Raw genomic sequence first — 21,372 nt, 5'->3', positions numbered from 1 at the left:
GGACGACTCTCAAGATGAATTTTTCCCAATTCTTCATATCAAGGCCGATCTTCGCAGCGGTGCTATCGCTGCTGATCCTGATCGCCGGCGCCATCTCGCTGTTCCAACTTCCCATCAGCGAATACCCGGAAGTGGTCCCGCCGACCGTGGTGGTACGCGCCAACTTCCCGGGGGCCAACCCCAAGGTGATCGGTGAAACCGTGGCCGCGCCGCTGGAGCAGGCCATCACCGGGGTCGAGAACATGCTCTACATGTCCTCGCAATCCACCGCCGACGGCAAGATCACCCTGACCGTGACCTTCGCCCTGGGCACTGACCTGGACAATGCCCAGGTCCAGGTGCAGAACCGCGTGACCCGGACCCAACCCAAGCTGCCGGAAGAAGTGACGCGCATCGGTATCACCGTGGACAAGGCCTCCCCCGACCTGACCATGGTGGTGCACCTGACCTCGCCGGACAAACGCTACGACATGCTCTACCTGTCCAACTACGCCATCCTCAACATCAAGGATGAGCTGGCGCGCCTGGGCGGCGTGGGCGACGTGCAGCTGTTCGGCATGGGCGACTACTCGCTGCGCGTGTGGCTGGACCCGAACAAGACCGCTTCGCGCAACCTGACTGCCACCGACGTGGTCACCGCGATCCGTGAACAGAACCGCCAGGTGGCTGCCGGTGCCCTGGGCGCGCCACCTGCGCCCAACGCCACCAGCTTCCAGCTGTCGGTCAACACCCAGGGCCGCCTGGTCACCGAGGAAGAGTTCGAGAACATCATCATTCGCTCCGGCGAAGACGGCGAGATCACCCGCCTGAAGGACATCGCCCGGGTCGAGCTGGGTTCAAGCCAGTACGCCCTGCGCTCCCTGCTGGACAACCAGCCGGCGGTGGCGATCCCGATCTTCCAGCGTCCGGGCTCCAATGCCATCGAGATCTCCAACGAAGTTCGGGCCAAGATGGCCGAGCTCAAGCAGAGTTTCCCCGAAGGCATGGACTTCAGCATTGTCTATGACCCGACCATCTTCGTCCGTGGCTCCATCGAGGCAGTGGTGCATACCCTGTTCGAAGCCCTGGTGCTGGTGGTGCTGGTGGTGATCCTGTTCCTGCAGACCTGGCGCGCCTCGATCATCCCGCTGGTGGCCGTACCGGTCTCGCTGATCGGCACCTTCGCGGTGATGCACATGTTCGGCTTCTCGCTCAACGCGCTGTCGTTGTTCGGCCTGGTACTGGCCATCGGCATCGTGGTGGACGACGCCATCGTGGTGGTGGAGAACGTCGAACGTAACATCGGCCTGGGCCTGAATCCGGTGGAAGCCACCAAGCGCGCCATGCGCGAGGTGACCGGCCCGATCATCGCCACCGCCCTGGTGCTGTGCGCGGTATTCGTGCCCGCGGCCTTCATCAGCGGCCTGACCGGACAGTTCTACAAGCAATTCGCCCTGACCATCGCCATTTCCACGGTGATCTCGGCCTTCAACTCCCTGACCCTGTCCCCGGCCCTGGCGGCGGTGCTGCTCAAGGAACACCACGCGCCCAAGGACCGTTTCTCGCTGTTCCTCGACAAGCTGCTGGGTGGCTGGCTGTTCAGGCCGTTCAACCGCTTCTTCGAACGCGCCAGCAACGGCTACGTCGGTACTGTGCGCCGGGTCATCCGTGGCAGCGGCATCGCCCTGTTCCTGTATGCCGGCCTGATGGTGCTGACCTGGTTCGGTTTCGCCCACACGCCCACCGGCTTCGTTCCGGCCCAGGACAAGCAGTACCTGGTGGCCTTCGCCCAGTTGCCGGATGCGGCGAGCCTGGATCGTACCGAAGACGTGATCAAGCGCATGTCCGACATCGCTCTGAAGCAGCCTGGAGTGGAAAGCGCCGTGGCCTTCCCCGGCCTGTCGATCAACGGCTTCACCAACAGCCCGAACAACGGCATCGTCTTCGTCACCTTGAAGCCCTTTGAGGAGCGCAAGGACCCGAGCATGTCCGCCGGCGCCATCGCCGGGGCCCTGAACGGCAAGTACGCTGATATCCAGGATGCCTACATGGCGATCTTCCCACCGCCGCCGGTACAGGGCCTGGGCACCATCGGCGGGTTCCGCCTGCAGGTCGAGGACCGTGGCGGCCTGGGCTACGAGGACCTGTACAAGGAAGTGCAGAACGTCATTGCCAAGAGCCGCAGCGTGCCGGAACTGGCCGGGTTGTTCACCAGCTACCAGGTCAACGTGCCCCAAGTGGACGCGGCCATCGACCGGGAAAAGGCCAAGACCCACGGCGTGGCGATCTCGGACATCTTCGACACCCTGCAGATCTACCTGGGTTCGCTGTATGCCAACGACTTCAACCGCTTCGGACGCACCTACCAGGTCAACGTCCAGGCCGAGCAGCAGTTCCGCCTGGAAGCCGAGCAGATCGGCCAGCTCAAGGTGCGCAACAACAAGGGCGAGATGATCCCCCTGGCGACCTTCATCAAGGTCAGCGACACCGCAGGTCCCGACCGCGTCATGCACTACAACGGCTTCGTCACCGCCGAGATCAACGGCGCGGCAGCCCCGGGCTACAGCTCCGGCCAGGCCCAGGCGGCGATCGAGAAACTGCTCAAGGAAGAACTGCCCAACGGCATGACCTACGAATGGACCGAGTTGACCTACCAGCAGATCCTGGCTGGCAACACTGCGCTGTTCGTGTTCCCGCTGTGCGTACTGCTGGCCTTCCTGGTGCTGGCCGCCCAGTACGAAAGCTGGAGCCTGCCGCTGGCGGTGATCCTGATCGTGCCCATGACCCTGCTGTCGGCCATTGCCGGGGTGATCATCTCCGGTGGCGACAACAACATCTTCACCCAGATCGGCCTGATCGTACTGGTGGGCCTGGCGTGCAAGAACGCGATCCTGATCGTCGAGTTCGCCAAGGACAAGCAAGAGGAAGGCCTGGACCCGCTGGCCGCGGTACTGGAAGCCTGCCGCCTGCGTCTGCGGCCGATCCTGATGACCTCCTTCGCCTTCATCATGGGCGTGGTGCCCCTGGTGATCTCCAGCGGCGCGGGTGCGGAAATGCGTCATGCCATGGGTGTGGCGGTGTTCTCCGGGATGCTCGGGGTGACCTTCTTCGGCCTGCTGCTGACCCCGGTGTTCTATGTCCTGATCCGCAACTACGTGGAGCGCAGCGAGGCCCGCAAGGCCGCCCGCACCCCGCAACTGGAGGCGCAACAATGAGTTCGAAAGTCTTCCTGCCGAGCCTGCTGGTACTGGCCCTGAGTGCCTGTGCCGTAGGTCCGGACTACCAGACCCCAAGCACCGAGGCGGCGCACATCAGCGCCGCCGGCGACACCGCTGCGGGCCAGAAGAACTTCGATCGCGCACGCTTCGAAGGCATCTGGTGGCAGCAGTTCGACGATCCGACGCTCAACCAGCTGGTGAGCCAGTCGCTCAAGGGCAACCGTGAGCTGCGGGTGGCCTTCGCCCGCCTGCGGGCCGCCCGGGCGATCCGCGATGACGCCAGCAACGACGCCATGCCGACCATCACCAGCCGCGCCAGCAGCAACCTGGGCAAGGGCCAGGTACCCGGCCAGACCAGCAAGCGGGTCAATAGCGAGCGCTACGACCTGGGGCTGGACATGGCCTGGGAGCTGGACCTGTTCGGCCGCATCCAGCGCAACCTGGAAGCCACCGAAGCCGACCAGCAGGCCGCCGAGGCCGACCTCTACCAACTGCAGGTGACCATGATCGCCGAGCTGGTGGACGCCTACGGCCAGCTGCGTGGCGCGCAACTGCGGGAAAAGATCGCCCTGGCCAACCTGGACAACCAGAAGGCCTCGCGCAAGATCACCGAAAGCCTGCGTGATGCCGGAGTGGGCGACCAGCTGGACGTGGTCCGCGCCGATGCGCGCCTGGCCGCGGTGGAGGCCAGCGTGCCGCAACTGCAGGCCGAACAGGTACGCCAGCGCAACCGCATCGCCACCCTGCTGGGTGAGCGTCCGGACAAGCTCAGTGTCGACCTTTCGCCCGCGCAGTTGCCGGCCATTGCCAAGGCCTTGCCGATTGGCGATCCGGGCGAGCTGCTGCAGCGCCGGCCGGATATCCTCAGCGCCGAACGCAAGCTGGCCGCCGCCACCGCGCGAATCGGCGTGGCCAAGGCCGATCTGTTCCCGCGGGTCAGCCTCAGTGGTTTCCTCGGTTTCACCGCCGGGCGTGGTTCGCAGATCGGCTCCTCGGCGGCCAATGCCTGGGCCCTGGGCCCGAGCATCACCTGGGCCGCCTTCGACCTGGGTAGCGTGCGGGCGCGCCTGCGCGGCGCCGACGCCAATGCCGACGGCGCCCTGGCCAACTATGAGCAGCAGGTGCTGCTGGCCCTGGAAGAATCGGAGAATGCCTTCAGCGACTACGGCAAGCGCCAGCAGCGCCTGCTCTCGCTGATTCGCCAGAGCGAGTCCAGCCGCGCCGCCGCCGACCTGGCCGAGATCCGCTATCGCGAAGGCACCGTGGACTTCCTGGTGCTGCTGGACGCCCAGCGCGAGCGCCTGGCCGCCGAAGACTCCCAGGCCCAGGCCGAAGTCGAGCTGTACCGCGGCATCGTCGCCATCTACAAGGCCCTGGGCGGTGGCTGGCAACCCGAGACGGTGGCCAGCAACTAAGTATTTGCAACGAGCTCCTTTGGTTGGCCGCAACCAACCAATGTTTGGCCCCGTGGATCATTCGGTCGCGGGGCCTTTTTTTGCCCGGATACCGACCTGCCGCTGCGCAAGGCTGCGTCCGGCTGGGGCGGCATAGCGATGCCGCAGGGGCAGGCGCTTGCGCCCGCTGAAGGTCGCCAAGCAAGGTCCTGCGGACCTTTGTGCAGCCTCGCCGAGGGCTCGACAGCGGCTACACAGTGACGGATCGCCGATAGAGGCGCTCGATCAACCAGTCGGCCATTACGATTGGACAGCCACCCGGCCCGCTCCTAACCTGCGCTCGCCTCGTCGTCGCCCAGGCCTTCATCCCCATGATCGTGCGTCCCAAACCGAACCTGTTCGCCTTGCTCTTCGCCCTCAAGGGCTCGATCGCCAAGCGCATCGCCCTGCGCTGTGCCCTGGTGACCCTGCTGGCCTCGGTCATCGTGTTGGTGGAAACCCTGCAACCGGCCTTCTTCTCCAAAGTCAACGCCACGCCCTTCACCCTGCTGGGGCTGTCGCTGTCGATCTTCATGAGCTTTCGCAACAACGCCTGCTACGACCGCTGGTGGGAAGGCCGCAAGCAACTGGGGCAGTTGACCATCGAGGTGCGTTCGCTGATCCGCGAAAGCCTGGTGATCGAGGGCCACCCCGAGCGCGAGGGCTTGTTGCGCGATCTCTGCGGTTTCGCCCACAGCCTGATCGCCCGGCTGCGCCACGAGGACGAAGCCCGTGCCCTGGAGCCCTGGGCCCAGGCACCGCTGGAGCGCCAACACCCGAACCTGACCGACGCCCAGTTGCAGCACATTGGGCGCCGTTGCTCGCAATGGGCCCGGCAAGGCCTGATCAGCGAGTGGCGCTATACCCAGCTGGAAAGCCGCCTGGTGAGCCTGAGCCTGGTACAGGCCGCCTGCGAGCGCATCCAGAACACCCCGCTGCCCTTCCCCTACACTTTGCTGCTGCACCGCACCATCTACCTGTTCTGCATCCTCCTGCCTTTTGCCATGGCCGAACCCCTGGGCTGGCTGACGCCGCTCTTCACCGCCATCGTCAGCTACACCTTCCTGGGCCTGGACGAAATCGGTGATGACCTGGAGGACCCGTTCGGCTACGACGACAATGACCTGCCCTGTAGCGCTCTGCTACGGGGCCTGGAGCGCGAAGTGCTGGCGGCGCTGGGCGTGTCCCCACTGCCACCGCTGCTGGAGCCCGAGGAGTACGTGCTGACCTGAAGCCGGGTTTGACTCAAGCCGGTTCCTGACCGAAGCTTGCTCCCTCCCCAAGTCGCTCGCTCCTGGACTTTCGCATGCCCCAAGCCCGCCGCTACCTGCTGATCAGCCTGTCCACCGTCATTCTTCTGGCCCTGGCCTGGTTCTTCCTGCGTAGCAGCCCACCCGCGGTGCCCGAGGCAATCCGCCAGGGTTATGGCGTGGCCCTGGAGAAGGCCCGCAATGGCCAGCCAGGCGCGGCACGGGTGCTCTACCAGCAGTTGGGGCGTCACGATCTCAGCGACAAGCAACGCACTCGCCTGCTGGCCGTACTGCCCAACTACCCCAGCCCCCAGGCCCTGAAACTGGCGGACGCCGACCTGCACCATACCTCGGCGCAGGTACGCAAGGCCGCCATCGCCAGCGTGCTCGGCCTGGTGCCCAGCGGCAAGCGCAGCCTGTTGCTGGGTCCGTTGCTGGATGATCCGGAGCAAAGCGTGCGCTTTGCTGCCGTGGATGCGCTGCTGGGACTGTCTCCGGATGACCAGGGCCTGTATTTCGGCCCCCTGCAGCAAGTGATCGACGAATACACCCAGGTCCTCAAGACCCGTGGCGACGACGTCGAGGCCCAGTACCAGCTGGCGCGCCTCTACCTGCACAACGCCGACCTGGCCAGGGCCCAGCAGACCCTGGAGCAAGCCTTGAAACTGGCACCGGACAACCTGCAGGCCGTGGTGTTGCAGATCGAGGTGCTCGACAAGCAAGGCCAGAGCGAAGCCGCCCGCCAACTGCTGGCCAAGCAGTTACAAGCCCAGCAGGATTCAGCCTACCTGCAACATGCCCTGGGGCTCTGGCTGCTCCAGCACGACCAGGGCGAGTTTGCCCTCCTGGGCTTGTCCCGGGCCGTGGAGCTGGAGCCGAACAACGCGGCCTACCGCTACGACCTGGCCACTACCTTGCACAGCGAGCAGGAACTGGAGGCGGCACAGAAGCAGTTGGAGGAAATCGTCCAGCGCCAGCCGTACAACCGCAAGGCGCGGGTGCTGCTGATCAACTATTGGAAGGAAAGCGGCCAATTGCAGAACGTCCAGGTGCTGCTGGCCCAGCTCGAACAACAGAATCCCGACGATCCGGCATTGCAGCAGGGCCTCTGAGCCTGCGCCGCTGCGCGAGGCGCGACAAGGCGCGCAGGACCTTCAGCGCTCGACCAGGCGAACGGTTATGGTCCTGCGCCCCCCAGCCCCCGGTGGCGATAAAAGGTTGAACCGCGCTGGCGGCAAACGGTCAAGTGATCAAAGCGACATCGCGACTTGCGTGCCGCCACTGATCGAAGCCATTGCGAGGGTATTGCTTGACCACCCCAACTGCGTTGCACAGCGATAAGGCCGCCACCGGCATCGAGGGCCTGGACGACATTCTCAACGGGGGACTGTCGCGCAGCCACGTCTTCCTGCTGGAGGGTGAGCCCGGTACGGGCAAGACCACCGTCGCCCTGCACTTCCTGCGGGCCGGTGCCCTGGCCGGCGAACGCTGCCTGTACATCACCCTTTCGGAAACCGAGCGTGAGCTGCGCCAGGGCGCGCAGTCCCATGGCTGGGAACTGGACGGCAGCATCCACATCTTCGAGCTGACCCCACCGGAAAGCCTGCTCAATGTCGAACACCAGCAGAGCCTGTTGTACTCCTCGGACCTGGAGCTGGGAGAAGCCACGCGGCAGATCTTCGAGGTCGTGGAGCGCGTCAAGCCGACTCGAGTCGTGCTCGACAGCCTCTCGGAAATCCGCCTGCTGGCCCAGAGTTCCTTGCGTTATCGCCGGCAGATCCTGGCAATCAAGCACTACTTCGTGCGCTACGACGCCACCGTCCTGCTGCTGGACGACCTGACCAGCGAAGCCCTGGACAAGACCGTGCACAGCGTAGCTCACGGTGTGATCCGCCTGGAGGAGCTGACCCCGGATTATGGCGCCGAGCGACGGCGGATCAAGATCATGAAATACCGCGGCCAGAAGTACCGTGGCGGGTTCCATGACTTCACCATCCAGGGCGACGGCGTGCACGTGTTCCCACGGCTGGTCGCCGCCGAGCACCGACGTCGCCACGAGCGCCAGACCCTGACCAGCGGCATCCGGGAAATGGACGCCCTGCTCGGCGGCGGGATCGCCAGCGGCTCCAGCACCCTGATCCTTGGCCCCGCAGGCACCGGCAAATCGCTGATTTCCATGATCTTCGCTGCGGCCGCCGTGGCCAGGGGCGAGAAAGCCGCGCTGTTCATCTTCGACGAGGAACTGGGGTTGCTGTTCGAGCGCATGGACAACATGGGCATCGACCTCCAGGCCCTGCAAGCCAGCGGCAACCTGATCATCGAACAGGTGGACGCCGCCGAGCTATCGCCTGGAGAGCTGTCCCACCGGGTCAGGCATTGCGTCGACAAGGGCCAGATCAAGACGGTGGTGATCGATAGCATCAACGGCTACCAGGCAGCCATGCCCGAGGAAAACGCCCTGGTCCTGCACATGCACGAGCTGCTGCTGTACCTCAACCGCCAGGGTGCGGCGACCTTCATGACCGTGGCCCAGCACGGCCTGGTGGGTGACATGCAGGCTCCGGTGGACATCACCTACCTGGCCGACACGGTCATCCTGCTGCGCTACTTCGAAGCCCTGGGCAAGGTGCGCCGGGCCATCTCGATCATCAAGAAACGCACCGGCAGCCATGAGTCCACCATCCGCGAATACCGTATCAGCGGCCGTGGCTTGACCATCGGCGAGCCCCTGGAAGCCTTCCAGGGCGTACTGCGCGGCGTCCCCAACTATCAAGGTGCAGGCCAGCCGCTGCTGGGGGACGAAGATCCATGATCCATAGCCCGGAGTTTTCCGAGCGGGCCCTGGTGCTCACGCCCCTGGGCCGTGATAGCCAACTGGCCCAGATGATGCTGCATGAAGCCGGCCTCAGCAGCCTGGCCACCGCAAACCTCGGCGCCCTGTGCCAGGAACTGGAGCACGGCGCCGGCTTGCTGATCATCGCTGTCGAAGCCTTGCGCGGGGGGGACCTCACACCCTTGCTGCAGTACCTGGAGCAGCAACCGGCCTGGTCGGACCTGCCGATCATCCTGCTGACCCATCATGGCGGACCGGAACAGAACCCGGCGGCAAGCTTTGGCGCGCCCCTGGGCAATGTCAGCTTTCTCGAACGGCCCTTTCATCCGGCCACCCTGATCAGCCTGGCCAAGGCCGCCTTGCGCGGCCGACGCCGACAATACGAAGCCCGGGACCGGCTGGTCGATTTGAGCCAGAGCGAACTGCGCCTGCAACGCACCCTGGAGACCCTGGAGCAGCAGGTGGAGGAACGCACTGCACAGCTGCGGCACAACGAGGAAGCCTTGCGCCAGTCGCAGAAGATGGAAGCCGTCGGCCAGCTCACCGGCGGCATTGCCCATGACTTCAACAACATGCTGACCGGCATCATCGGCAGCCTGGAGTTACTGCGCCGGCGCCTGGCCCGGGGACGCACCGAGGACCTGGACAGCCTGATCGATCTTGGGGTGACCTCGGCCAATCGCGCGGCGGGCCTGACCCATCGCCTGCTGGCCTTCTCCCGACGCCAGTCGCTGGACAGCAAGCCCGTGGAAATGAACGCCCTGGTGAGTTCCATGGCACAGTTGCTGCAGCGCAGCCTCAGCGAAAGCATCGAACTGCAACTGCGACTGTGCGAACAGCCCTGGGTAGCCGAGGCCGACCCCAACCAATTGGAAAGCGCCCTGCTGAACCTGGCGCTCAATGCCCGGGATGCCATGCCCAACGGTGGTCGCTTGCTGGTGGAAACCCTCAACTGCAGGCTGGACGAGGACTTTGTCCAGGCCCACGACAACCTCGAGCCTGGCGACTACGTAGTGTTGCGGGTCAGCGACAACGGCTGCGGCATGCCCGAAGCCATCCTCAACCGGGTATTCGATCCCTTCTTCACCACCAAGCCCATCGGCCAGGGCACTGGCCTGGGGCTGTCGATGATCTATGGCTTCAGCAAGCAGTCCCGCGGCCACGTGACCCTGGACAGCACCCAGGGCCAGGGCACCCAGGTCTGCCTGTACCTGCCGCGTTTTCGCGGTGAATCGGCCAGCGATGAACAACAGGCAGAGGAGCAAGCGGTCGCCGCGCAAAACGGCGAGACGGTATTGATCGTCGAAGACGACCCGGCGGTGCGGGTGCTGGTCAGTACCGTGCTGGGCGAGTTGGGCTACCACTTCCTCGAGGCCGGCGATGCACATGACGCCATGCCGATTCTCGATTCACCACAGCGCATCGATCTCCTGGTCAGCGACGTGGGCCTGCCAGGCATGAACGGCCGGCAGCTGGCGGAAATCGGGCGGCAATTGCGCCCACAGCTCAAGGTGCTGTTCATCACCGGCTACGCCGAGCATGCGGCGGTCCGGGGCGGCTTCCTCGATCCTGGCATGCAGCTGATCACCAAGCCGTTCACCTTCGACCTGCTGACCACCAAGGTGCGGGAAATGCTCCGCGACTGAGGCCGCCTCAGGCCAGCAGTCGCTGGATCTGCTCGTGCAGGCTGTTGAGGTCGAAAGGCTTGGCCAGGATCGGCGCCTTGCGGGCAATCGGGCTGTTGCATTCGAGGATCTCGTTGGGATAGCCGCTGATGAAAATCACCTTGAGGTCCGGGCGCAGTTTCACTGCCGGCTCGGCGATCATCACCCCGGTGATGCCACCTGGCAGCCGGTAGTCGGTGATCATCAGGTCCAGGTTCGGCTTGCTGGCCAGGATCTCGAACGCCTGCTCGCCGTTCTCCGCCTGCAATACCCGATAGCCCAGGCCCGACAGGTAATCGGCCAGCAGCATCAGGATCACCGGTTCATCTTCGACGATCAGTACGACGTCTTGTGCATCTTCACTCATGGAAAACCTTTGTTCGGTCAATTGCTGCTTGAGGCTGTCGAAGTTTGCCGGACCACCGTGCCGGCAAACCCCGGCAGCCACTGTACGACCATCGGGCCACGCAGAGGTTGCGTGCGGATGAAGTTTTAAGCGCTGGCCGGTAGGTCGATGTCCGCCAGAGGCAGGCAGACGCGAAACAGCGCCCCTTCGCCAATGCGGCTCTCAACGCCGATGGAGCCACCGTGGGCCGTGACGATCTGCTCGGAAATGAACAGCCCCAGCCCCAGGCCCGCAGCCACATGGCTGGCGCTGACCCGCTCGAATTGCTGGAAAATGCGCTTCTGGTTGTCTTCGCTGATGCCGATACCGTGGTCACGCACCTCGATCCGGGCTTCGCCGCGGGCGGTGTAGACCCGTACCTCGATCGGGCTCTTGGCGCCGTAGCGCAAGGCGTTGGTCAGCAGGTTGGAAACCACTTGCTCGATGCGAAACTCGTCCCAGTTGCCCTCCACCGCTTGCTCGGCATGCAGGCTCAGGGATGATTGCGCGGCTTCGACCTGGGGGGCGAAATTCTCCACCAGGCCGCGTACCAACTGCACCAGGTCGAAGCGCGACGGGCGGATCGACAGTTTGCCGGTACGAATGCGCGAGATATCGAGCATGTCCTCGATCAATCTGATCAGGCTCTTGATCTGGCGCTCGTCGCGGTCGACCATCGCGTGCATCTTGTCCAGGCTGAAGGCCGCAGCATTCTCCCGGGCCAGGTGCATCTTGCGCAGTTGGGTCTCCAGGATCAGGCCATTGAGGGGCGTGCGTACCTCATGGGCGACGATCGACATGAAATCGTCACGCATGCGCACCGCCTGCTCCAGTTCGTTCTGGGTCGCCTGCAGCTTCTTGAGCAGCGCCTCCTGCTCACGACGACTGCGCTCCAGGGCCTCGACCTGTTGCTTCATGGCCTTGCTCTGGCGATACAGGTCGACGAAGACGTTGACCTTGCTCTTGACCGCATGGGTGTCCAGGGGCTTGTGCAAGAAGTCCACGGCCCCGCTCTCGTAGCCCTTGAAGGCGTAGTTGAGTTCGCGCCCGGCGGCGCTGACGAACACGATGGGAATGTTCTTGGTCTTTTCCGTGCCCCGCATCAGTTCCGCCAGCTCAAAACCGTTCATGCCAGGCATCTGCACATCGAGGATGGCCATGGCGAACTCATGCTGGAGCAACAGCGACAGGGCTTCGTCGGCCGACAAGGCCTTGTATACCAGGCGATCCTCGCGCTTGATCAGGGCTTCGAGGGCCAGCAGGTTCTCCGGCAGGTCATCGACGATCAGCAGCTTGGCTTGGATATTACTCAACATGCGCTTCGTTCCAGCTCGGCGAGCAGACGGCTGATGCCGTGCAAAGGGAGGATGTAGTCCGGTTGGTGCAGGGCCAGGGCCGCATCCGGCATGGTCGATACCTGGGCCTCGCTGGGGTCCTGGACGATGGTCAGGCCGCCCTGGCGCTTGACCTCGGCCAAGCCGCGAGCGCCGTCCTGGTTGGCCCCGGTCAACAGCACCGCAGCCAGGCGCGGGCCATAGGCGTCGGCGGCAGATTCGAACAAGACGTCGATGGCCGGCCGCGAATGATGGACCCGCTCCTCCTGGCTCAGGGACAGGCTGTGGTCCTGCTCCACCGACAGGTGATAACCGGGGGCGGCGAAATACAAGGTGCCGGGCAGGATCTGCTCCTTGTCATCGGCCTCCTTGACTCTCAGCGCCAGGCGCCGGTCGAAGACCTCCGCCAGTTGGCTGCGGCGTTCATCGGGCAGGTGCAGGACGACGATCAACGGCAGTCGGAAACCCCGGCCGAACCCGCTGAACAGGCCCAGCAAGGCTTCAACGCCACCGGCGGAGGCGCCCACCACGATGGCCTCGATCGGCGGTAGCGCGCCAGGGCTGAGAATATCCTGCGTCATAGCTTGCGATAGATCCGTTCTTGTTTGACCAGGGGCTCGAAGTGCTTGCCGTAGGCGGAGAAGTCCAGGGTTTCCTTGCTACCCAGCACCAGGAACCCACGATGGCAGAGCGATTCATGGAACAGGCCAAAGGCTCGATCCTGCAACTTTTTATTGAAATAAATCAATACGTTACGGCATGAGATCAACTGCGTCTCAGAAAATACGCTGTCGGTGGCCAGGCTGTGGTCGGCAAAGGTCACGCTTTCGCGCAGGCTCTTGTCGAAGATCGCATAGTCATAGGCCGCGGTGTAGTAGTCGGCAAAGGAGCGCTTGCCACCCGCCCGCTGGTAGTTGTGGGTATAGGCCCGCACGTTCTCCAGGGAGAAGATGCCCTGCTTGGCCTTTTCCAGGGAGTTGGGGTTGATGTCCGTGGCATAGATGATGGTCCGCTCCAGCAAGCCTTCCTCGCGCAGCAGGATGGCCATGGAATAGACCTCTTCACCCGTGCTGCACCCGGCGATCCAGATCTTCAGCGACGGATAGGTCTTGAGCAACGGCACCACTTCCTGGCGAATCGCCAGGAAGTGCGAAGGGTCGCGAAACATCTCGCTGACCGGAATGGTCAGGAACTGCAACAGCTGCATGAACGCGGTCGGATCGTGCAGCACCCGTTCCTGCAAGGCCGAGATGGTCTTGCATTCGAACTGGCGCAAGGCGTGGTTGACCCGGCGCTTGATCGAAGCACCGGAGTAATCGCGAAAGTCGTAGCTGTATTTAAGGTAGATAGCTTCGATCAACAAACGCAGTTCGATCTCGGTATTGCGCTCCACTAAATTCTTTCCATCTTGGGTAGCCACACGCGGATAAGTGAGAACAACCGGTCGAGATCGATGGGCTTGGCCAGGTAGTCGTTGGCGCCGGCCTGCAGGCAGCGCTCCTGGTCGTCCTTCATGGCCTTGGCCGTCACCGCAATGATCGGCAGCTTGCGCCAGCGCGGATCCTTGCGGATCTGCGCCGTGGCTTCGAAACCGTCCATCTCCGGCATCATCACGTCCATCAGCACCAAATCGATATCCTCGACTTCGTTGAGTCTGGCAATGGCTTCCAGGCCGTTACGCCCGATCACCACCACGGCGCCCTTGTGTTCCAGGGCGCTGGTCAAGGCGAAGATATTACGCACATCGTCATCCACCAGGAGGACCTTGCGTCCCTCGAAGACCTTGTCGCGGCTGCGGGCGGTCTTGAGCATCTTCTGCCGCTCATGGGACAACTGGGATTCGACTTTGTGCAGAAAAAGCGTCACTTCATCCAGCAGGCGCTCTGGCGAACGGGCGCCCTTGATGATGATCGAGCGCGAATACTTGCGCAGCTCGGCCTCCTCGTCGCGGGTCAGGTTGCGCCCGGTGTAGACGATCACCGGTGGAAACGAGCAGATGTCTTCGGTGGACATGCGCTTGAGCAGGTCGTTGCCCAGCATGTCCGGCAGCTTGAGGTCGATGACCATGCAGTCGTAGACATTCTTGCGCAGCAGCTCCAGGGCATCCTGGGCCAGGCCCACGGCGGTGATCTCGATGTCATCGTCGCCGATCAGCCGGGCGATGCTGTCGCGCTGCAGGTCGTCGTCCTCCACCAGCAGCACGCGCTTGACCTTCTGCGTCAACTTGGCCTCCAGGCGGGCGAAGACATCCTTGAGCTCCTCGCGGGTCGTGGGCTTGACCGCATAGCCCACGGCGCCCATGTGCATCGCCGCCTCGACCCGGTCTTCCACCGAGATCACATGCACCGGGATATGCCGGGTCTGCGGGTGCTCCTTGAGCCGTTGCAACACCGTCAGGCCGGAGTGATCGGGCAAGCGCATGTCCAGGAGAATTGCATCGGGAACGAACTGGGTCGCCAGGCCGAAACCTTCGTCGGCGCCATGGGCCACCAGGCAGTGATAACCCAGCTCATGGGCCAGGTCGAAGAGGATATGCGCGAAGTTGGCTTCGTCCTCCACCACCAGGATGCAACGGCTCTTGAAGGGCGCCTTGTCCCGATCGTCGGCGAAACGAGGGATCGGGGCAGGCGCCACCACCTCCGGCACCGCTTGCGGCGGTTGGGACACGGCCACCGGCGCAAGCGGCGCCGGTTCCGCCGGGAGCACCGGCGACGCGGCGTCGTAGTGCTCCGGCAAGACCAGGGTGAAGAGACTGCCGCGCCCAGGCTCGCTGCTGACGCTGATGGAACCCCCGAGCAAGTTGGCCAGGTCGCGGGAAATGGACAGGCCCAGGCCGGTACCGCCATAACGCCGGTTGGTAGTGCCATCGGCCTGGCGGAAGGCTTCGAAGATACTTTCCTGCTGGTCCTGGGCGATGCCAATCCCGGTGTCCCGTACGGCGAAGGCGATCCCGGCCCTCGGATGGGCGGACACCGTCAGGCTGACCTGGCCCTGCTCGGTGAACTTGACGGCGTTGGACAGCAGGTTCTTGAGCACCTGCTCGACCCGTTGGCGATCGGTGAACAGCGTCTGCGGCGCCCCGGGTTGCAACTCAACGCGAAACTCCAGGCCTTTTTCCGCCGTCAGCGGCTGGAACAGGTTGCTCAAGCCCTCCACCAGGCGCGATACGCTGGCGTTCTCCGGCCGGACCTCGAGCTTGCCGGCCTCGACCTTGGAGATATCCAGGATGTCGTTGATCAGGTTCAGCAGATCGTTGCCGGCGGAATAGATCGACTCGGCGAACTTGACCTGTTCCTCGCTGAGGTTTTCCTGGGGGTTCTCGGCCAGCAATTTGGCCAGGATCAGCGAGCTGTTGAGTGGCGTGCGCAGCTCGTGGGACATGTTGGCAAGGAACTCGGACTTGTACTTGCTCGAGCGCTGCAATTCTTCGGCGCGCTCCTGCAGCTCGACCTGCGCCTCGTTGAGCTCGCTGTTCTTGCGATCCATGGCGTCGCGCTGCTCGGACAGCACTTGGGCCTGTTCCGCCAGCTGTTCGTTGGTCTGCTCCAGCTCCACCTGCTGGGTTTCCAGGTGTGCCTGGGACTCCTTGAGAATGCGCGACTGTTCTTCCAGCTCCTCGTTGGCGGTCTTGAGCTCCTCCTGCTGGACTTGCAGTTCTTCGTTGAGCTGCTGGGTCTCGGCCAGCACCTCCTGCAAACGCTGGCGATAGCGCGCGGCCTCGATGGAAGTACCAATATTGCCGGCGATCAGCTCCAGCAACTCGATATCGCGCTCGCTCAGGGCGCGCAGGAAGCCCAGCTCGATCACCCCGTTGACTCGGTCGTCATCGCGGGTTGGCACCACCAGCACGCTGCGCGGCGCCCCCTCGCCAAGGCCGGAGCTGACCTTGAAATAATCCTGCGGCACATCGTCCAGGCGGATCAGGCGCTTATGTTGCGCTGCCTGCCCCACCAGCCCTTCGTCGCCATACAACGACTGGCCCTGCTCCTCCTGCTCGCGAGAGAAGCCGTAGGAAGCCACGCGCTTGAGGGCGCCATGCTCCTCGCGCACGTACAGCGCCGCCACCGGCGTCCCCAGGTACTGGGCGCAGAACTGCAGGATGTTGCGACCCAGCAGGTTCAGGGTCAGTTGCCCCAGCATCTGCTCGGCCAGTTCGGTCTGGCCATTGCGCAACCAGGCCTGGCGCTCCAGGCTGCGGGCACTGCGCAGTTCGGCTTCGAGGTTGTCGCTGTAGCTGCGCGACAAGGACAACAGGTCACGGCGCCCGACATAGGCCAGCATGCCGCTGATACCCACCACGAACAGCAGGTACAGGGCGACACTGAAAATCGTGGTACGGCTGACGTTTTCATTACGCTGCTGGCGCAGTTGCTGCTCCATGGCCACCGCATCGTCGTATTCCTTGCGGACCTCGTCGGTCAGGCGCTTGCCGCGCCCGGCTTGCACCGCCTCGCGGTAGTCGCCGTTCTGCCGGCGCAGCTCGATCATGCCCTGAGCATAGTTGTTCCATTCCAGTTGCAGGGCCTCGATGCGCCGGACCCGGTCCACCTGCTGCGGGTTGTCCGCCACCAGTTCCTGCAAGCCGCGCAGCTCGCTGATGATGCGCGGCTTGGCCACTTCGTAAGGGTCGAGGAAATGTTCGTTGCCGGTGATCAGAAAACCGCGCATGCCGGTTTCCAGGTCGATGGTCAGGCGCGCGGCCTCGTTGAAGTTGTTGATCACCCGGTCGGTGTGCTGCACCCACTGGATCACCGACAACAGGTAGGTGATCAAGGACACGAAAAACACCGCACTGAGTACGCCCACGCCAAGGGGCAGGCTGATGTTGCGGGTCAGCAGCTTGCGAAAACTCTGTTCATCAACCGAAGACGGACGAATCATTGAATGGACCTTGGCACTGGTGAAAAGAAGGAAGTTTGCCCCACATTCGGCCATTGCAGCTATTTTTTATAACCTGCATGCCGGTAATCTGGGATTTGCCCTGCCGTAGCACAATAGAAGCGGTTATTCTTGCCAGCACTTGTACAAGCGATTTTTTTTGTACAGTTTCGGGAACTTGTGACCTCGCGCCATTTACTGATGCACAGGGCCGCCTGCTGCGGTTCCACCGAATCCAACCCTTGAGAGTGCCCCTATGCCCGCTAGTGCCCCTACCATCCTAGTCGTCGAAGACGATGCCATCGTGCGCATGCTGATCGTCGACGTCCTCGAAGAACTGGAATTTTCGGTGCTCGAGGCCGATGGCAGTGAGGCGGCGCTGGAACGCTTGCAGGACCAGGAGCAAGCCATCGACTTGCTGATGACCGATGTCGGCCTGCCGGGCATGAACGGCAGGGAGCTGGCCGAGCGCGCATTGTTGCTGCGTCCCCGGTTACCGGTGCTGTTCGCCAGCGGTTATGCCGAGTCCATCGACGTACCCGGCGGCATGGCGGTGATCGGCAAGCCGTTCTCCATCGACCAACTGCGCGACAAGGTGCGCAGCATCCTCGGCTGAAGCGGGTATCAGCCCCCTGTGGCTGTGGTTTAATGGCGACCTTTTTTTGCCCTCGCCCACCAGGAACCACGCCCCATGAGCCCTACCGCCACGACCAAAGTCCTGATCATTGGTTACGTGTGGCCCGAGCCGCGCTCTTCGGCCGCCGGCGGGCACATGATGCAGATCCTGCAATGTTTTCTCGACCAGGGCTGGGAGTTGACCTTCAGCAGCCCGGCCAATCCTGGTGAACACAAGGAAGACCTCGTTGCCCTGGGGATTCGCGAATGCCCGATCGAGCTCAACAACGCCAGCTTCGACCGCTTCGTCGCCGAACTGGCGCCGGATATCGTGCTCTTCGACCAGTTCATGATGGAGGAGCAGTTCGGCTGGCGCGTGGAGCAACACTGCCCCAATGCCTTGCGGGTCCTGGAGACTTCTGACCTGCAGTGCCTGCGCCATGCGCGGCACCAACGGCTCAAGGAGCATCTCAAGCACGCGAGCGCAGAAGACGATTTCAGCCCGCTGTTCGCCCAGGCGCAGCAGGACGAGTTCCAGCACATGGCCGAGACCGACCTGGCCAAGCGCGAGATCGCCGCCATCTATCGTTGCGACCTGAGCCTGATGATCTCCGAAGTGGAGATCGAGCTACTGGTGGAACAGTTCCGCCTGCCACCGACGCTGCTGCACTGGTGCCCGTTGATGCTGGAACGACTGCCGGAGGGTTTCGTGCCGTTCGAGCAACGGGCGCACTTTCTCAGCATCGGTAACTTCCGCCACGCACCGAACTGGGATGCGGTGCTGTGGATGAAGAACCGCGTATGGCCCTTGATCCGCCAGCAATTACCCGGCGCGCAACTGCACCTGTATGGCGCCTATACCCCGCCCAAGGCAGCGGCGCTGCATAACCCGGCCCAAGGCTTCCATATCATGAACTGGGCCGAGGACGCGTTGCAGGTGATGAGCGCTGCGCGCATCTGCCTGGCACCACTGCGCTTCGGCGCGGGCATCAAGGGCAAGCTGCTGGACGCCATGCTCTGTGGCACGCCAAGCGTGACCACCCCCATAGGCAGCGAATCGATGACCGTGCCCGACCTGCCATGGCCCGGCGCCGTGGAGGAGTCCGCCACCGCCCTGGCCGCAGCGGCAGTGCGCCTGTATCAGGACCAGGCCCAGTGGTCCCAGGCCCAGGCCGCAGGCAGCCAGTTACTGGCAGCACGCTACCGCCAGCAGGTCCATGGCCCGGCGTTGATCCAGCGCCTGCAACACTGCCGCCAACACCTGGCCCAGGAACGCCGGGACAACTTCACCGGCAGCATGCTGCGCCACCATCACCACAAGAGCACCCAATACATGGCGCAATGGATCGAGGCGAAGAACCGTCCCTGAGATCCGGGCCAACGCTTGCCCGAACCCGCCACACTCCCCCGCTCGAAACGCGTCTTCATCTTCATGGCTGGCCAGTGGGCCAGCCTCTCTTCCCCGCCCCAGACCGGAGTACTTTCTCATCATTGCCGCCCAAGGCAACGTTGCCTGCTGCCCTGCCCGGCCAACCGTGCTTAGCCATGCACTGAAGTTGCCCGGGGATACCGGACCAATGACCGCAAGGAATCCCGATGCGCGGCAATTCTGGTAAACAAATCTCGTTCAGCTTCCGTTCAGCGGCTGTCAACGATTTTCATTTAGCAATGAGTATCATTATGTTACAACTTAGCTCCCTACCTAGTTTATCCGCTGGTGCTGAATGCTCGTTCCATTTCTGATCATGCTGCGCGAAGGGATCGAAGCCGCGCTCATCGTTGGCATCATCGCCAGCTACCTGCAACAGACCGGCCGTGGCCAGTGGATGCCAGCGGTGTGGATCGGCGTCTTTCTCGCGGCTGCCCTGGCCCTGCTGGTCGGTGGCGGCCTGGAACTGATGAGCGCCGAGTTCCCGCAGAAGCAACAAGAACTGTTCGAAGGCATCGTCGGCCTGGTGGCCGTGGGCATCCTCAGCTCCATGGTGTTCTGGATGCGCAAGGTGGCACGTTCCATCAAGCACTCCCTGCAAGCCTCCCTGGACCAGGCCCTGGCCGGCTCCCGGCACCAGGTGATCGCCCTGATCGCCATGGTGTTCTTCGCCGTCGCCCGGGAGGGCCTGGAGACCGTGTTCTTCCTGTTGGCGGTGTTCCAACAGAGTGAAGGCCCGGGCGCGCCCATCGGTGCATTGCTGGGGTTGGTGACGGCCATTATCGTCGGCTTCCTGATCTACACCGGCAGCATGCGCCTGAACCTTGCGGTGTTCTTCCGCTGGACCGGGCTGTTCATCCTGGTGGTAGCCGCCGGCATCCTGGCCAATTCGGTACAGGCACTGCATGAAGCCGGGCTGTGGAACCACCTGCAGACCGTGCTCTTCGACTTCAGCGCCAGCCTGCCCATGGACGGCCCGCTGGGCTCGGTGCTGGCCGGCATGTTCGGCTACCAGGACGCCCCCACCATCAGCACCCTGGGCGCCTATGTGCTGTACCTGGCCGTGACCCTGGTGCTGTTCTTCCTGCCCGGCGCCGCGCCTGCCAAGGCGCCCGGCCCATCGTCTTCCGTTTCCAGTCAGTAAGGCTCCCCATGACCCAGCAAGCCTCTCCTCAGGCCTCGCCGCCCCGCGCTCTGCGTTGGGCGGTCGCCGGCTCGGTGATCGTGATGATCGCCGCCGGCGGGCTGTTCTACTACGCCTCGCAACTGGCGGCCAGCAAGCGCCAGGCCCACCAGGGCGAGATCACCGTGACCATCCACCCCCACAGCTGCGAGCCCAATGCGCTTACCGTGCCCGCCGGCCGCGCCAGCTTTCGCATCGTCAACCGCTCGGAGCGCGCCGTGGAGTGGGAAATCCTCGATGGCGTGCTGGTGGTCGAAGAACGGGAAAACATCGCCCCGGGCCTGAGCCAGGTGATCAACGCCAACCTGCAGCCCGGGGACTACGCCATCACCTGCGGCCTGTTGAGCAACCCCAGGGGGTCCCTGCATGTCACCCCGACCGCCGAGTCCGAGGCCCAGGCCAAGGCACGGCCATCGATGGTGGCCTTTATCGGTCCCCTATCGGAGTTCCGCGTCTACCTGAGCACCCAGGGCAGTGCCCTGGTCAAGGCCGTCGCGGCCTTGCAGCAGGCCATCGAAGCCGGTGACCTGAAGCAGGCCCAAGCCCTGTACGTGCCCGCCCGTGCCGCCTATCAACGCCTGGCCCCGGCCGCGCAGCGCCTGGCCGAGCTGGACAATGCGATCAACGCCCGTGCCGATTACTTCGAAAAGCGTGAACAGGACCCCGGTTTCGGCGGTTTCCATCGCCTGGAGTACGGCCTGTTCCAGCAACGTGACCTGGCAGGCCTGGCACCAGTGGCCCAAGCCTTGTCCAAGGATGTCGGCAACCTCAAGGAACAGTTGCTGGCCCAGGCCCTGCCGCCCGAACAACTGGTGAGCATCGTGGCGCGCAACATGCACAGCCTCGCCGACCTGCGTGCCAGCAGCGGTGAAGAGGAGCGCTATAGCCACAGCGACCTGGGCGGTTTTGCCGCCAACCTGGAAACCACACGCAAGGTCATCGACCTGCTGCGACCGCTACTGGCCAAGTCGGCGGCCCAGGTGCTGCCACCGGTGGACAACGCCGCCACCGCCCTGGCCGCACGCCTGGATAGCCTGCGCGACGGCTTCGGCTACCTGGGCTACGACCAGGTCAGTGGCGAGCAACGCAAGGAGATCGCCGACAAGGCCAAGACCCTGGCCGACGCCCTGGACGGCATCGATCCCGCATTGGGCCTCTCCGGCCTGTAACG

15 protein-coding genes are annotated in these 21,372 nt (G+C 63.8%); 10 read left to right on the top strand and 5 right to left on the bottom strand.

Features of this window, described 5'->3' with window-relative positions; genetic code table 11:
- Window positions 1–14: 14 nt before the first annotated feature.
- From I9018_RS14215 to I9018_RS14190, 6 genes are all read left to right on the top strand, one after another.
- Window positions 15–3,194, top strand: a complete 3,180-nt coding sequence (locus I9018_RS14215) for an efflux RND transporter permease subunit (RefSeq protein WP_241109850.1) — start codon at window positions 15–17, stop codon at window positions 3,192–3,194.
- A complete protein-coding gene (locus I9018_RS14210; protein WP_053129208.1) occupies window positions 3,191–4,612 on the top strand; it encodes a TolC family protein in 1,422 nt (473 codons plus the stop codon). The genes I9018_RS14215 and I9018_RS14210 overlap by 4 nt, the downstream gene beginning before the upstream one ends.
- Window positions 4,613–4,962: 350 nt before the next feature.
- A complete protein-coding gene (locus tag I9018_RS14205; protein ID WP_241109849.1) occupies window positions 4,963–5,862 on the top strand; it encodes a bestrophin family protein in 900 nt (299 codons plus the stop codon).
- A 74-nt stretch (window positions 5,863–5,936) separates the two neighbouring features.
- Complete coding sequence (locus I9018_RS14200) at window positions 5,937–6,992, top strand: tetratricopeptide repeat protein (protein WP_241109848.1); 1,056 nt, start codon at window positions 5,937–5,939, stop codon at window positions 6,990–6,992.
- 197 nt (window positions 6,993–7,189) lie between these two features.
- On the top strand, window positions 7,190–8,692 hold the full coding sequence (locus tag I9018_RS14195; RefSeq protein WP_241109847.1) for an ATPase domain-containing protein: 1,503 nt from the start codon (window positions 7,190–7,192) through the stop codon (window positions 8,690–8,692).
- A complete protein-coding gene (locus tag I9018_RS14190) occupies window positions 8,689–10,359 on the top strand; it encodes a response regulator (protein ID WP_241109846.1) in 1,671 nt (556 codons plus the stop codon). The genes I9018_RS14195 and I9018_RS14190 overlap by 4 nt, the downstream gene beginning before the upstream one ends.
- A 7-nt stretch (window positions 10,360–10,366) precedes the next feature.
- On the opposite strand, the gene I9018_RS14185 is transcribed toward I9018_RS14190, so the two are convergent.
- The 5 genes from I9018_RS14185 to I9018_RS14165 form a co-directional block, all read right to left on the bottom strand.
- Complete coding sequence (locus tag I9018_RS14185; protein WP_241109845.1) at window positions 10,367–10,744, bottom strand: response regulator; 378 nt, start codon at window positions 10,742–10,744, stop codon at window positions 10,367–10,369.
- A gap of 125 nt (window positions 10,745–10,869) precedes the next feature.
- Complete coding sequence (locus I9018_RS14180) at window positions 10,870–12,078, bottom strand: hybrid sensor histidine kinase/response regulator (RefSeq protein ID WP_241109844.1); 1,209 nt, start codon at window positions 12,076–12,078, stop codon at window positions 10,870–10,872.
- On the bottom strand, window positions 12,072–12,677 hold the full coding sequence (locus tag I9018_RS14175; RefSeq protein ID WP_241109843.1) for a chemotaxis protein CheB: 606 nt from the start codon (window positions 12,675–12,677) through the stop codon (window positions 12,072–12,074). Before I9018_RS14175 ends, I9018_RS14180 begins: the two co-directional genes overlap by 7 nt.
- The gene (locus tag I9018_RS14170; protein ID WP_068588389.1) at window positions 12,674–13,489 is read right to left on the bottom strand and encodes a protein-glutamate O-methyltransferase CheR; all 816 of its coding nucleotides are present in this window, start codon (window positions 13,487–13,489) and stop codon (window positions 12,674–12,676) included. The genes I9018_RS14175 and I9018_RS14170 overlap by 4 nt, the downstream gene beginning before the upstream one ends.
- Window positions 13,489–16,977 (bottom strand): response regulator, encoded by a 3,489-nt coding sequence (locus I9018_RS14165; RefSeq protein WP_241109842.1) that lies wholly within the window; start codon window positions 16,975–16,977, stop codon window positions 13,489–13,491. The genes I9018_RS14170 and I9018_RS14165 overlap by 1 nt, the downstream gene beginning before the upstream one ends.
- Before the next feature lie 253 nt (window positions 16,978–17,230).
- Between I9018_RS14165 and I9018_RS14160 the strand changes: the two genes are divergently transcribed.
- From I9018_RS14160 to efeO, 4 genes are all read left to right on the top strand, one after another.
- On the top strand, window positions 17,231–17,590 hold the full coding sequence (locus I9018_RS14160; RefSeq protein WP_085598234.1) for a response regulator: 360 nt from the start codon (window positions 17,231–17,233) through the stop codon (window positions 17,588–17,590).
- Between the two features lie 75 nt (window positions 17,591–17,665).
- Window positions 17,666–18,958, top strand: coding sequence for a glycosyltransferase (locus I9018_RS14155; RefSeq protein ID WP_241109841.1), 1,293 nt, complete (start codon window positions 17,666–17,668; stop codon window positions 18,956–18,958).
- A gap of 355 nt (window positions 18,959–19,313) precedes the next feature.
- The gene (efeU, locus tag I9018_RS14150) at window positions 19,314–20,162 is read left to right on the top strand and encodes an iron uptake transporter permease EfeU (protein ID WP_068588379.1); all 849 of its coding nucleotides are present in this window, start codon (window positions 19,314–19,316) and stop codon (window positions 20,160–20,162) included.
- 8 nt (window positions 20,163–20,170) lie between these two features.
- Window positions 20,171–21,370 (top strand): iron uptake system protein EfeO, encoded by a 1,200-nt coding sequence (gene efeO / locus I9018_RS14145; protein WP_241109840.1) that lies wholly within the window; start codon window positions 20,171–20,173, stop codon window positions 21,368–21,370.
- The last annotated feature ends 2 nt before the right edge of the window (window positions 21,371–21,372 follow it).

It is taken from the genome of Pseudomonas sp. MPFS (assembly GCF_022537035.1).
Classification (GTDB): Bacteria; Pseudomonadota; Gammaproteobacteria; order Pseudomonadales; family Pseudomonadaceae; genus Aquipseudomonas; species Aquipseudomonas sessilinigenes.
This window is presented reverse-complemented; position numbering and strand designations above follow the sequence as displayed.

Bases quoted from the DNA above. Each gene is read 5' to 3' on its own strand.
- I9018_RS14175 (WP_241109843.1), bottom strand. From the start codon at position 12,677: ATGACGCAGGATATTCTCAGCCCTGGCGCGCTACCGCCGATCGAGGCC.
- I9018_RS14165 (WP_241109842.1), bottom strand. From the start codon at position 16,977: ATGATTCGTCCGTCTTCGGTTGATGAACAGAGTTTTCGCAAGCTGCTG.
- I9018_RS14205 (WP_241109849.1), top strand. From the start codon at position 4,963: ATGATCGTGCGTCCCAAACCGAACCTGTTCGCCTTGCTCTTCGCCCTC.
- I9018_RS14200 (WP_241109848.1), top strand. From the start codon at position 5,937: ATGCCCCAAGCCCGCCGCTACCTGCTGATCAGCCTGTCCACCGTCATT.
- I9018_RS14190 (WP_241109846.1), top strand. From the start codon at position 8,689: ATGATCCATAGCCCGGAGTTTTCCGAGCGGGCCCTGGTGCTCACGCCC.
- I9018_RS14215 (WP_241109850.1), top strand. From the start codon at position 15: ATGAATTTTTCCCAATTCTTCATATCAAGGCCGATCTTCGCAGCGGTG.
- I9018_RS14210 (WP_053129208.1), top strand. From the start codon at position 3,191: ATGAGTTCGAAAGTCTTCCTGCCGAGCCTGCTGGTACTGGCCCTGAGT.
- I9018_RS14180 (WP_241109844.1), bottom strand. From the start codon at position 12,078: ATGTTGAGTAATATCCAAGCCAAGCTGCTGATCGTCGATGACCTGCCG.
- efeO (WP_241109840.1), top strand. From the start codon at position 20,171: ATGACCCAGCAAGCCTCTCCTCAGGCCTCGCCGCCCCGCGCTCTGCGT.
- I9018_RS14155 (WP_241109841.1), top strand. From the start codon at position 17,666: ATGAGCCCTACCGCCACGACCAAAGTCCTGATCATTGGTTACGTGTGG.
- I9018_RS14185 (WP_241109845.1), bottom strand. From the start codon at position 10,744: ATGAGTGAAGATGCACAAGACGTCGTACTGATCGTCGAAGATGAACCG.
- I9018_RS14160 (WP_085598234.1), top strand. From the start codon at position 17,231: ATGCCCGCTAGTGCCCCTACCATCCTAGTCGTCGAAGACGATGCCATC.
- efeU (WP_068588379.1), top strand. From the start codon at position 19,314: ATGCTCGTTCCATTTCTGATCATGCTGCGCGAAGGGATCGAAGCCGCG.